10 protein-coding genes are annotated in these 13,010 nt (G+C 48.8%); 3 read left to right on the top strand and 7 right to left on the bottom strand.

Going from position 1 to position 13,010, the window contains the following annotated elements; translation table 11 throughout:
* Positions 1-4 precede the first annotated feature (4 nt).
* Entirely contained in the window at positions 5-907 is a 903-nt protein-coding gene (gene garR / locus DRW41_RS10115; protein WP_115451864.1) for a 2-hydroxy-3-oxopropionate reductase, read from the bottom strand.
* Positions 908-1,150: 243 nt separating this feature from the next.
* On the opposite strand from garR, the gene DRW41_RS10110 reads away from it, so the two are divergent.
* Both DRW41_RS10110 and DRW41_RS10105 read left to right on the top strand, forming a co-directional pair.
* Positions 1,151-1,768, top strand: coding sequence for a GntR family transcriptional regulator (locus tag DRW41_RS10110; protein WP_115451863.1), 618 nt, complete (start codon positions 1,151-1,153; stop codon positions 1,766-1,768).
* 348 nt (positions 1,769-2,116) lie between these two features.
* Complete coding sequence (locus DRW41_RS10105) at positions 2,117-2,941, top strand: hypothetical protein (RefSeq protein ID WP_222928842.1); 825 nt, start codon at positions 2,117-2,119, stop codon at positions 2,939-2,941.
* Positions 2,942-3,120: 179 nt separating this feature from the next.
* On the opposite strand, the gene DRW41_RS10100 is transcribed toward DRW41_RS10105, so the two are convergent.
* Positions 3,121-4,191 carry a hypothetical protein gene (locus DRW41_RS10100; protein ID WP_115451861.1) on the bottom strand — a complete coding sequence of 357 codons (1,071 nt, stop codon included), beginning with the start codon at positions 4,189-4,191 and terminating at the stop codon, positions 3,121-3,123.
* Positions 4,192-4,747: 556 nt separating this feature from the next.
* On the opposite strand from DRW41_RS10100, the gene DRW41_RS10095 reads away from it, so the two are divergent.
* Entirely contained in the window at positions 4,748-6,133 is a 1,386-nt protein-coding gene (locus DRW41_RS10095) for a M28 family peptidase (protein ID WP_115451860.1), read from the top strand.
* A gap of 258 nt (positions 6,134-6,391) precedes the next feature.
* Here DRW41_RS10095 and pstA read toward each other — a convergent pair whose 3' ends face one another.
* The 5 genes from pstA to DRW41_RS10070 all read right to left on the bottom strand — a co-directional run bounded on the left by pstA (position 6,392) and on the right by DRW41_RS10070 (position 12,956).
* A complete protein-coding gene (gene pstA, locus DRW41_RS10090) occupies positions 6,392-7,264 on the bottom strand; it encodes a phosphate ABC transporter permease PstA (protein WP_115451859.1) in 873 nt (290 codons plus the stop codon).
* A 3-nt stretch (positions 7,265-7,267) separates the two neighbouring features.
* Positions 7,268-8,197: a phosphate ABC transporter permease subunit PstC gene (pstC, locus tag DRW41_RS10085; protein ID WP_115451858.1), complete on the bottom strand. Its 930-nt coding sequence runs from the start codon at positions 8,195-8,197 to the stop codon at positions 7,268-7,270.
* Positions 8,198-8,260: 63 nt separating this feature from the next.
* Positions 8,261-9,112 carry a phosphate ABC transporter substrate-binding protein gene (locus tag DRW41_RS10080; protein WP_115451857.1) on the bottom strand — a complete coding sequence of 284 codons (852 nt, stop codon included), beginning with the start codon at positions 9,110-9,112 and terminating at the stop codon, positions 8,261-8,263.
* A gap of 239 nt (positions 9,113-9,351) precedes the next feature.
* The gene (locus DRW41_RS10075; protein ID WP_115451856.1) at positions 9,352-11,133 is read right to left on the bottom strand and encodes a stalk domain-containing protein; all 1,782 of its coding nucleotides are present in this window, start codon (positions 11,131-11,133) and stop codon (positions 9,352-9,354) included.
* A gap of 662 nt (positions 11,134-11,795) precedes the next feature.
* Positions 11,796-12,956: a DUF2515 domain-containing protein gene (locus tag DRW41_RS10070; RefSeq protein WP_245959404.1), complete on the bottom strand. Its 1,161-nt coding sequence runs from the start codon at positions 12,954-12,956 to the stop codon at positions 11,796-11,798.
* Between the last annotated feature and the right edge of the window lie 54 nt (positions 12,957-13,010).

Below are 13,010 nucleotides of genomic sequence, written 5' to 3'. Positions count from 1 at the left end.
GTTTCTAGGCTTCGTCATGCTGATCGCCCTTTATTTGAAAATTGGCCAGCTTTTCGTAAAACTGGACGAGGCCGCCGTGGTCATCGGCTGCTTTGCCGTCTGCTTTCATCGAGTGGAACATTTCAAGCACCTGGCTTGTAAGCGGAAGCGGTACGCCGAGCGCGTGCGCGGTATCCATGACGTTCGTCAGGTCTTTCGCATTGATGTCGATGCGACCGCCGGGGACGAAATTGCGCTCGAGGATGAGCGGAACCTTTGCGTCGAGGACTGCGCTTCCGGCAAGTCCGCCGCGAATTGCTTCGTACATTTTCCGGATGTCAATCCCAGCTTTTGCGGCCAGGATGAGCGCTTCGGACATGGCGGCGATGTTGACATTGACCATGATCTGATTCGCGAGCTTCGCGGTTGCCCCGCAGCCATTGTCGCCGACAAGTGTGATGTCTTTGCCCATTTTTTCAAAGGCAGGTTTGACCTTGTTGAAAATTTCTTCCTTGCCGCCGGCCATGATCGCGAGCGTCCCGTCGATGGCTTTCGGTTCGCCGCCGCTTACAGGCGCGTCAAGCATTTCGATGCCTTTTTCAGCAAGCGCGTCGGCGATTTGCTTCGAATCAACAGGGGAGATGGAGCTCATATCAACGACGATGGCGCCTTCCTTTGCCCCTTCAATGACACCGCTTTCACCAAGGACGACGCTTTTTACATGCCCGCCGTTTGGCAGCATCGTGAAGATGACGTCGCTATTTTGTCCTACTTCCTTTGGAGTGGTGGCGGATTTGGCCCCATGTTCGGCAAGCTGCTTAACAGCCTCCTCGTTAATGTCAAAGACGGTTAACTCGTACCCCCCGCGCAAAAGATTGAGTGTCATTGGCTTTCCCATGATTCCGAGACCGATAAATCCCAGCTTCATAAAAACTCCTCCTTCTATGTTGTTAAACGCTTTCATTTTGCTTTCTGTCACTAATTGTACACACTTGCTATAATTTTGTATACAATAATTTATAATTTGTATACAAAAAAGTTTTGGCTTTAAAATGGAAGGCTGTCGTTCTATACTTTAGAAGGGAGCCGGCTTGAATTTGAAAGCAAGGACTGAAGACTGGCTTAGCCTTGAAAGAAATAGACTCATCAATTACTTAGGAGAGTCGGTACGATGACAAAGAAAACGCAGCAGCACGCATATTTGCACACATATGAATATTTACGGGATAAAATCCTGCAAGGTGAGCTCGAACGGGGGACGAAATTGACCGAGGAGAAGCTTGCGCAGGAATTGGGGGTGAGCCGGACGCCAATCCGCGAGTCAATTCGCCGGCTTGAGCAGGAGGGGCTCATCAAACAAAAGCGGGTTGTGAATCCTACCGAAACGGATTTGCGAAATTTGTTCCAGGTGAGGATTTTACTCGAAGGGTTTGCGGCGAAATCGGCGGCCGCCTATTTGGGTGAAGCAGATTTGAAAAAGCTCGAGGAGTGCGTCCGAGTGGGCAGGACCGGTACGCCTGACGAAATCATGAAGGCGAACGAAAGCTTTCACGACATTATCGTCCGCTCGACCAACAACCCCGTCATGATCGACACGATTGAACGGATGCAAGCAATCATCTATCTATTCCGGAAAACTGTCGTATATCACAAGCGCCCATTCCTAATCGACGAACATCAATACATTTACGAAGCCATCCGCAACCGCAAAGGAGACGAAGCCGAAAACCTCATGAAAGAACACCTCCAAGCCGACCTCGACTTCTGCCTCCACTTCCTCACCCAGTAAAGGGCCGGAGAGGGCAGTGGGGAAAGAAATGCAACAATGCTTCCGGATGTGAACAGGGTCTCCGAAACGTGAACAGTGCTTCGAATGTAAACAGGGTTTCCGAAATACGAACAGTGCCTGTCACTCCCCGAATTTTCTTGTTTCACAGGGTGTTTCACGGGGGTAGCAGGGCGGTTTAGCGCTTCTTTTCGGTTAGGATGTGAAGCAGGTTGATATAGGGAGAGAGCCTTTTAGCCATTTTCATAATTTTTTGCAAGAAGCTGCTCTATCGGGTTTTTAAACCCGGGTGGGTAGTTTTTTTTATTGACTTTGGAAGGAATTGGGGGTTTTGTGAGTAATATATATGTATTGAAAATTTTTAAAAAGGCGTGTGGGGTTGGCATGTTTATTAGAAAGAGGTTATTGCTTCTTTATTTTGCTGTTGCGGCGCTTTTGGTTGCATTGATGATGGTGGCGGGAAATCCTGTGTTCAGCAAAGATAGAGAGCTCAGGCTCCAGTTTGCCGACAATTTTATCAGCTATGCAGTTGATGATGAGAATGGTGCTGTGTTCAATCTTTTTGCGGTCCAGGATGTTCGAAATAGGAATGTGCCTCTGGAAGATTTAATAACCTTGGTTCAGTTTGCGAATCCGAATATTGAGGTTGTTGATTTCAAAGTGGATACCGGGATGGTTCATAAGGGATATAAATTGGTGAACTTGCGGCTGACGGCGCGGGTTTTGACCGACGAACTTGAGCGGGACAATAAACTAAAGATTTGGTTCGGCAATGAGAAGACGGCGACATACAGATTCGGGGAATTGGTCGTCCAAAACGGAACCGGCTTTCAGGATGGGCACTTTGTTCCAACGGGAAGTTATACGGCCGCATATCCATCGGCAGGTCTGGATGTGCGTATTAAAAATATTTCAGGGCAGGAAGCAACCGGACTGAAGATTGAAGATTTATCTGGAGAGATAACACACCTTTTTGAGGGTGATGTTAAAATTGGCCCGGGTAAGGTTGAGCATTTCGAGATTGAAGGCTATGGTGAAACGGAGTATGACTTTGCAACAATCACCCCAATTCTTTCCTACCAACTGGGAGGACAGGAGTATAGCTCTTATATGCCAGGCGTACTGTACGGGGCGATGCTGACGGATAAAGAGAAGATTGAGAAAATCCTGGAATAAAGAGGAGGCCTGCTGTTGGGTAGCGGGCCTCCTTCTTACATTTAAAACAGTGTTGAAATGCGAATAGTGCCCCCGAATTGCGAACGGTACCTCCGGAAATGCGAACAGTGCCTGTCACTCCCCGAAAAATCTTGTTTCACAGAGGTGTTTCACGGGTTCAAGGCTTTGCTCCATTCAGTTTATTGCACTTGAGCACGTGGCATGTAGAGGTAGACGACGAGGCTTTCGCCGGATACGAATGTTTTGATGTTTTGTGTTGAGTATGCCGTATGGGGATACCCAATCGCGTAGTCGAGGTACTTCATGCTTGAAAAGGCAATGTCGGCTCCCCATACAACGGCAATGCTTTTTTTGAACATAGTCCAGTAGTTGCCGTTCCAGTTGTCCGATCTTAGCTGCCAATAGGTTCCGCGGTTCAAGAGGCCGACCGACATGCCGCCATAGGTGTATACTGCTGTTGTGTCAGAGTTGAATTTAAAGCCCATCTTTTGAAAGCCGCTCTTGTATTTGTCCATGTTTGGAGGTAGCTGGTTTTCTCCAGTTTGAAGTTTGTGCAGCAACAACAGCCGGGTGTTTGTATCGGCCACTTTTTTGATTTTTTCCTCAACGGGAGCTTGTAGTTCGGGAGTCCGCCTTTCCACGGCAATTGCCCTGAATTGATCAATCGCCATTTTTGCTGTAATCGTGTTGCTCGCAGCATTGCGCGCGCTTTCGGCCGGTAGCTTGTACTCTTTCAGGATAGCTTCCCGCGTTGTGCTTCCATAGACTTTGTAAAGCTGATTGGCTGTATGTTTGATTCTGTAGGTTAAATCGTGATACGCCTTTTCGGTTTCATCGGTTGACGGTTGGGCGTTATAGGAAGTTGTGAACAGATCCGCCTGTGCCTTCAATTTTTTGCCGGAGCTGATGGCGTCAATGTATGCGACGGCGCGGGTGTAATGAATCTCAGCCTGGTCGCGGAGTTTGGCTTCGAGTTTGGTTTTTTGGTCCGGTGGGAGTGCGCTGAACTCGGATTTTGCTTTTTGGATATTGTCTTTTGTCGCGTTAAAAACCTTCATATCCGGGTACGAGACGTCCTTTTTATATTCAACGGAAATTTGCCATTTAAGCGCGCCGGCCCAGTAGACCGCCTGGTTGACATAAATCTCCGCTTTTGAAGCCGCGGCTTCCGTTTTTACAGATTGGATAGGTGACAGGATGAACGTGGCAGTAAATGCCGCTGTGATCGCCAAGTTTGCTAGTTTCTTCATAATTCCTCCAATGTTTTTAAAAGTATCCTCAAATTTCCTGCAATACTATTATCTTATAAAAATTCCTATCTAAATATCTATGTAGATAATTTGGAAGGGTAGGGAAAATTAGGGAGATAGCGGAGTGGAAATACGAATGGCGCCTCTAGAAATACGAACAGTGCCTGTCACTCCCCGAATTTTCTTGTTTCACAGAGGTGTTTCACGGGTGGGCAAGCTTGCTATTTTAATAGGGTGAGTGACCAACGAGAAGAATGGTTGAGCCATCCTTTATTTGTATTTTATTGGGGGTTTTTTGGTTAGAAGGTTTCAGCATTTAAGTCCTAATAATAGATAAAATATTTTGAATATTTAGTAACTTTGTAGCTTGTTGATATTTGGAGTTGTGAAATACGATAGAGATGTTGAAAATACCGGATTACTAGCACTATCAGGTGCCAGCTATTTCCTAACAGGGGGACTTGTCTGTTAAAGACATTAAAAAAAGTGAAGGATTCTGTACACGTCCCTGCTTCATTTTGATAGTCTAGTAAACCGGAAATTTGGGAGGGGTTTTATGCCGTATCGTAAGAGAGGATTGAAAGTTGCTTCGTCTTTGTTGGTGTTGTCGATGGTGTTTGGGTCTGCAGGGGTTTTGGCGGCGGAGGCTCCCGGAAAGTCGGGTTATTCGCAGGATGAGAAGGTGGTTGCCCGGGTTGATGCGGAGCGGGCAATTGAGCATGTCCGCTATCTGTCGGAGGAAATCGGGCCGCGTCCAGGCGGGCTTGAAGCCGAAAAGGAGTCGGCTAAGTACATTGGTGACGTGTTAAAGGGCTACGGGTATGATGTGGAGTACCAATACTTTCCGGTAGCGGACCAGTACATAGCGACTGTTTCGTTCGCGGACGGGAAGTCGTGGCAGATGGGCGCAGCGCCTAACGGCAAAATCAGCAAGGACGGGGTTTCCGGAGAGGTTATTTTCGTAAATGGCGGAAAGAACCTTAGCGACTTCCCGGGTGATACAGCCGGGAAAATTGTTGTGATGGCAAGGGAAGCGACAACCGCTGACTACCGTACCCAGGTGAACAACGCAATCAGCAAGGGTGCGTCGGCCGTCATCCTGCAAAGCCTTGTCGGCAGCCGCGGGAATTATGGACAGGCATTCAACCCAAGCCTTGCTTCCAAAGTGGATGTCCCGGTTTTTGGGGCGGCTTTTATCCAAGGAGAGTGGCTGAAGGAACAAGTCGCGGACGGGCCAGTTGAAGTGACCCTGGCCGCGGAGCATTTTTCCAACCTACAGTCAGTGAATGTGATAGCGACAAAAGCTCCAAAAGTGAAAAATAAAGATACAAAGCAGGTAATTCTGAGTGCGCACCATGACAGCGTCGTCGGCGCTCCGGGTGCGAATGACAATGCGTCCGGTGTCGGGTTGGTGCTTGAGCTTGCCCGTGTGTTCAAAGGGTACAACACGGATAAGGAAATGAAATTTATCGCGTTTGGATCGGAGGAGCGCGGATTACTGGGGGCATTCCATTACGTGAACCAGCTGTCCACTGAAGAAAAGGAGAACATTGAAGGAGTTTTCAACGCAGATATGGTTGCCACAAATTACGATAAGGCGAAGAATTTGTATGCGATGACGCCGGACGGCAGCAAAAATCTTGTGACGGATTCGGTTGAAGCCGCCGGAGCGCGCTTGGGGAACTCGGATATTCTGCCGGGGACGTTCGGGTCGAGCGACCACGTGCCGTTCCACCGTGCGGGTATTCCGGCGGCGCTGTTCATCTGGATGGGCATCGACAGCTGGGATCCGCTCGTGTACCACATCGAGAAAGTCTATCACACGCCACAGGATACAATTGAAGACAACGTTTCGGCTGAGCGCATGAAATCCGCGCTCGACATTATCGGAGCCGGATTGTATGACGTTGTTCGTAAAGACGTGCCGGCGTTGAGTAAATAGAGGGGAATTTGGGAGAAAGCCGCGGGCATAGCGGCTTTCTTTTTTGAGGTTGGAATGCGGACGGTGCCTCGGGAATGTGAACGGTGTTCCGGGACTACGGAAATACGAACAGTGCCTGTCACTCCCCGAATTTTCTTGTTTCACAGGGATGTTTCACAGTTGAAGGTATTAGGCACTTCCTGTTCAGCTAGGCAGGGAGAGTGTCCCCTGCCTCACTGGTCTATTAATTTATACTCTTCGGTTATCACAATGCACCTGCTATCCCCGGTTTTTGATCCAGATGGGGATGCGGATGGCCAATGTGATAAGGAGGGTGATGAGGACGAGGAGGGCGGATGCTTTTTCGGCGATTTCTTTTGCGTCCTCGACTAGTGCTTCCGACTGGATGTACCAGAGGTGTACGGGCAGCGTTCCTCCTTGAGACAATAGGTTGAAGTCCCACATTTCCCCTGATGTGCCTGTACCGCCGGCCATTAAAATGAGCGCGGACTCCCCGAAGGCCCTGCATGCGGCAAGGCTGATCCCGCTGATGATTCCGTTTAATGCAGCGGGGATGACGACTTTGGCGATCGTTTGGAATTCGGTTGCCCCTAACGCAAAGGAGGCTTCCCGCAAATCAGGGCTGACCGCCTGGATTGCCTCTTCGGTCACGCGGGTGATGACAGGGAGGTTCAAAAGCGATAATGTCACCCCGGCCCCTAGGATGGTCAATCCGATGTCAAAAACATCAATGAACAGGACGTAACCGAAAAGGCCAAAGACAATCGACGGAACCGACGCCAGGTTCTCGACGCAGGTGCGGATCCATCCCGTAAACCGGTTGTCTGGCGCGAATTCGGCTAAGTAAACGCCCGAACCGACACCAACCGGAATTGAGATGGCCAATGAAATGAACAGGACATATGCCGAGTTGAACAAAAACGGGCCAATCCCGCCGCCAGCTTCGATTTCGCTTGGCAGGCCGACGAGAAAGCCTGGCGTTATTTTCGGCAACCCCTTAAATAATATATAGAGCAGCAAGCCGGTAATGAGAATCAAAACAAGCGTTGTGATCGTCCATAATCCAACCGTGAATAACGTATTTGCGAATGTGTTCGCTTTTTTGAATTTGTACCGTGAACTGGCAGCCATGTTTTATACCCCTTTTGTCCGTAGCTTCCTGACGAGCACAATCAGCAGATTTGAGATAATCAGCAGCAGGAAGGCCATCATGTAAAGTGCGTAGTTCCAGGTAGAGTCAAATTCGACATCGATGATCTGGTTTACGATGTTACTTGTAAGCACAGCCGTTGGCGTAAGTAAATCGGTTGCCAGCTGGGGCGTGTTGCCGATGACCATGACAACGGCCATCGTTTCGCCGATCGAACGCGCCATCCCGAGAATGATTCCTGTAAAAATGCCGGGCGCGGCAGCCGGGAGAACGACTTTAATCGTCGTTTGCATCCTTGTGGCGCCGAGCGCGTAGCTCGCTTCCCGCAGTTCGAAAGGGACCGCCGAGATGGCATCGTCGCTGATCCTCGAAATGGTTGGCAGCACCATAATATTCAACACCAACGCCGCTGCCAATAACCCGTCACCCATCGTCGAGCCTGTCAGATCCCTTAAAAGCGGAATCAGGATGGTCAATCCCAAATAGCCATAGACAATGGAAGGAATGCCGACAAGCAAATCCTGGACAGGACGCAAAAGGCCTTTCAGCCACCCAGGGGCGATCTCCGCGGTGAAAATCGCGACCGCGAGTGATATCGGCGCTGCGAACAGCAGCGTCAACCCGGTCAGTTCAAGCGTCCCCAAAATGAAGGCGCCAGCCCCGAATTTTTCGTCATAAGGCTCCCATATTGTTGAAAAAAAGAATTCCGTAAAGGAAACGTCCTTGAAAACGAGTAGCCCCGTCCGGCCGATAAATACAATAATCGATAAAAGGACAAGGCCCAATAAAAGGACGCTGAATAGGCAAAAAAGCTTAAACAGTTTGTTTTTGAAAAGGGTCAAGTCCTTTACGCCCTTGTCGTCCTTGTTGGGTGCCAGATAGGGGATGTTTAGTTCTTGTTCAATTTTTGCCATGGTATCCTCCAGTAAACCAACATAATGCCAGCCGTGTGAATGGCTGGCATCTCGTCGAACCGATTACTTCATTTGGCTGATTGGGATGAATTTCAATTTTTTCAGTGAACCGTTCTGGAATTTGCTGCTTTGCATGTAGGCAATGAATTTGGCGCTGGCGCCGGTTGGCTTCCCTTTTGTGACAAGGTAGCCATAGCCCCACACCTTGTATTTTCCTTTAATGACATTGTCTGTTGTCGCGGCCACGCCGTTAAAGCTGACGGATTTGATATCCCCTTTAACATAGGCGAGGTCGACATAGCCGATTGCATTTGGATTTGTTCCGACAGCGGAAACCATTTCCCCGCTTTTGCCAACTTCCTTGTAGTTATCGCCTTTCGTCATGAACTCCTTGCCGTCGAGCGCCTTCATTTGGTAATTTACACGCGTCCCGGAGCCGTGCTTGCGGTTTACGACTACGATTTCAGCATCCTTGCCGCCAACTTCTTTCCAGTTCTTGATTTTTCCAGCATAGATGTCCTGTAATTGTTTCGAAGTCAGGTTAGTAACCGGATTATTTTTGTTTACGACAGTGGCAAAAGGAATGACGGCAACTTTGTGGGCCACCAAACCGGAAAATGCCTTGAAGCCAGGAACAGCTTCTGTCGGATCCCAGTCAATCGCGCCAATGGTCGCGGATCCTTTCAATACGGATTGCGGGCCAGCGATGGAAGAGGAACCTGATACTGTGACGGAAACTTTCGGATCGACTTTCTTGTATTCCTTTGCCGCCTGCTGCGTGAGTGGGAGAAGGGCGGTTGAACCGGCGATGACCACTTTATTGGCCGAAGCGGCGAAAGCCTCGCCTCCAAATGTGAACCCGATGGCCGCAACGAATGCCGTGGCCGAGATTGCTAGACGTTTGATCAGTTTCATTAAAATCGCTCCTTTTTATGAGGGGCCCGGGCCGCCTGAGGGAAGATTTCGGCGTGCCTGGGCTCAATTTTAGTGTGGGCAGGACCTTCTGCTGAAGGTTTTCTGTGCCTGCCATTTTTGCGTTTAGCCAGGCATTGTGCGGAGAATGTGCAGCATGCCAGGCTGAATGTTGTGGGTGGCTCAGGCCATCATCCGAAGATTGGCGATGTGCCTGGGCCAATTTTTCAAAAAAACACGGGTTACTTCGTCAGAGCTTCAAAAGCTCCATTTTTGTAAAAAACGACAGTGTCGCCGTTGGTTCCTGGCGTGGTTGCAATGATTGATTTTCCGTCATTGGACACGGTGAACGACGTTAGTTCGAGTTTTGTTTCGAGAACTTTTGTTGCCTTTTTCGTGTCAGGGTTTACTTCATAAATGGTTGTGAGATCTTCATTTGCTAAAATAAAGATTTTGCCCTGTGCAGTCACCGTAATGGCGAGAATGTCTTTGTTTGCAACTAGGTCATCGGTTTTTTTGCCGTCGCCGCTGAGCATTTTAAGCGCTGGAAGGTTGTCGCTTTCTGGATCGGCGCTCAGGTACACGATATTACCGTTTGAAAGGAAAGCGGGATAGACCTTGTTGTCTGTCGAAGATGTGACGGCCGCGGCCACTTTCTTTTCGTCGGACAGATTAATGAGATAGATTTGCTCCTCTGTGCCGGTGATATCGATGTCGATGACTTCGGAATTGTCGCCTTCGGATACTTTTGTATTGCCTTCTTTTCCGACAGTGTATAGGAGTTTTGTTCCGTCGATTGACAGGCGCAGATTTGATTTATAGCCTAGTTTGTCTTTGAAGATTTCCGTGAGTGCTCCGGTCTGAATGTTGATGTAGGAAACCGCGTCACTTTTTTCGCCTTGGATGAAGTAAGCGCCTTTGCCATCCTTTGCCCAAACAAACTCAACCTTGACGGAATCATCGTCGCTATTAATGGTTGTTATTTTTTTGGCGTTTAAATCGGCGAGATGGACGGCTCCGGTTTCATCCGAAAAGATTGCGAGTTTGCCATTCGGGGAAACGGTGAGTTCCGTTCCGTTGATCGTGAAAAGTTCCTTTTTGCTAGGGATGTGAAGCAGTGCTGAATGGCTTTCTTCCTCGGTTTCGGAAGTAACTAGAATTGTCGTGTTGTCCACCCACTGCGGGTTGAATGTGTCGCCGCTTGGCAGGCCGGCGGTGGAGACGAATACGCCGGTTTTCGTTGGCACAATGTCGCCGCCAAGGAAAGCTACGATATCGGAAAGCTCTGCATAGACAATTCCTTTTACCATAATCGGATTTTGCTTCACTTTCTGCGCTTTGTTATCCACTGTAATCGTATTTTGATAAAGTTTTAGTTTGATGGTTTTGTTGGCTTGTGTGATTTTGACGTCTTTATTCGTGACGCTAGTAGCCGCGTTGAATAACTTTGCTACATCCTGTATGGAATGAAGCTGCCTGCCGTTTGCGGTCAGGGTGGCGACTTTTTTATCGCTGCCATCGAACGTTAAGGTTTTTGCTTCGGTTTTAAAAGAGCTGGAAGTTGAGATTAGAAGGTTTTTGTCCGCTAATACATCTCCGCCCAGCGCCCTGATGAAGGAGGCGGGCTCGACAAATAAAGTGGCGCCAACGACAACAGGCGCGGCCGCGAGCTTTGTCTGCTTGCCATTAACGGAGGCTGTCGCTGAATTTGCTTTGTACTCGATTTTTTTGAGCTGGCTGCCCACCTTTTTCGATACTGTGTAAACCTTTGTTTTTGCGTTGTAGGCAATGGCCGCCGACATGGAAGTGGCCAGCTGCTTGCTTGAATAAAGTTTTTTGTTTTTTACGATACTTGTTCCGACTACTTTTTCCTGGCCATTCACTACCACGATTTCATTTTTCACACTTGCTTTGGCTTCCAGCTTTACAGAAGCCGCATAGGTTACGTTTGTGGCAACGGGCGCGAACAGGCCGCCGGATACAACCACCGCTGCAATGGCCAAATTCGAAAATTGACGTCTCATTTCCAACCTCCATAAATTATGTATTAAGAACTAGCACCTTCTTACTGGGTATCATCCAAAAGAAGGAAACAAAGCAATTATATTCCTAAGTTGTTAACCACGTTTTAGAATTTTGTAAATTTTGTAAACTGCGCGTGGAACCCACGTAAAGAAAAACTAACAAAAAACTCGCTCGAATCTTGCAGTTCTTTAACTTTGAACAGACCCCCACCGGAACGAAAACAGAGTCCCAAAAAGTGCGAACGGAGCAAGAAATACGAATAGTGTCTACAGAAATACGAACAGTGCCTGTCACTCCCCGAATTTTCTTGTTTCACGAGGTGTTCCACGGGCGGAAAGAGAACGGGGTTTGGAAAATACGAACAGTGCCTGTCACTCCCCGAATTTTCTTGTTTCACGAGGTGTTCCACGGGCGGAAAGAGAACGGGGTTTGGAAAATACGAACAGTGCCTGTCACTCCCCGAATTTTCTTGTTTCACGAGGTGTTCCACGGGCGGAAAGAGAACGGGGTTTGGAAAATACGAACAGTGCCTGTCACTCCCCGAATTTTCTTGTTTCACAGATTTGTTCCACAAATGAAAGGGGCCGGATTTTAAAATCGGGCCCCTATTTTATTTCTTCTATATTTGATTAAAAGGTGAAGCGGTGGTGCTTCTCCTGCTTTACTTTTCAAGGTGCTGGGTTATGATGTGCTCGCCACCGGGTTGGCTTCTGGATAGGATGGCTTTTTTGGCGATGGCGGCGAGGTCGAGTTGTTGGAGGGTTTTGCAGTAGTAGGTTTTTATGTCGTCGTCGATGTGTTCTTCCGTTTTCAGTAAATGGTGGACGGCGTCCGAATCGGTGAACCAGTCTCCGGGTTCGGCGGGGGGATGTTTTTGATTCGGCCAGGCGTATTGGAGCCTTGGGCTGAAAATCCTTGGTGCGCGCGGGACGAGCTGGCAGGCCAAAATTCTTGGTTTCAGTTCGCTGCCTGGCATGAATTCTTCGACGTCGTTGAAAAGGTTCGGCCAGTAGTCTTTCCGCGACCCGGTGTGCGGATTTGCCAGCGCCCACTCCTTCACACGTTTCAGCCGTTCCTCGTCCTTAAATAGAATCTTATATAGTTTTCCACCTATTAAAATGCGTTCTTCGAGGTCTTCAAACTGGTGCACAGTCAGTCCGGCAAGTTCCGTTCGGCCGCCAGGGCTGTATGGAAAGAGAATGTGGTTCATTGACAACACGTCCTGAAGCAGGAACTCGAGCGAGGTGAAGACATTCTCCTTAAATGCAGGGTTATCCAGAACCCGGGATTCCAAATAGTTTTGTTCGTTGACTACCAGCCCCATCGTAATAGTATAACTGTCCCTCTCCTCCCAAAAATAATTCCAGACTGCCTCCATGAACGCCGATACGCCGAGATGCGGCAGCAGGTGAAAGAGTTTCCGGCCGTGTTTCCGGCTTCCTTCATATAAAAGAAGCTGAGGGAAGGCATCCTGAAAGATCAGCCAGTTGCAGCGCTCCAAAAACGTGAAGAAAGCCTCCGCTTCGTTCTTCGTCAAAAGCCTCCCCACTAGGCCGCCTTTCAAATCCGTCATGTTCCAGCCGCCATTCCGAGATACCATATGCGCCAAGAACGCCCAATGGATTTCGGGAAACTTCACATGGAAGTCGAGGTACGCCTTTGTGCGGGTGATGTTATTCAGGTTTAGCCCGCTCGTGCGATTTTCGATGTCCTGGACGATTCGCGCTTCGGGCGGAGGAAGCGGGGCGTGCAGTTTCTTCTTTTTCTTAAGGTCTTTTTTCAGTTTTAGAAGATGGCCTGGGAGCGTGGGCCGATTTTTCAAAAAGAGCTTCAAAAACAATGGGGCCACCGCCTCTCGTGAATTGTTCGGCTTGCT

Source organism: Neobacillus piezotolerans (assembly GCF_003362805.1).
GTDB classification, from domain to species: domain Bacteria; phylum Bacillota; class Bacilli; order Bacillales; family Cytobacillaceae; genus Bacillus_D; species Bacillus_D piezotolerans.
The sequence above is the reverse complement of the archived record's forward strand: the minus strand, read 5'-3'. Positions and strand labels throughout refer to the sequence as shown.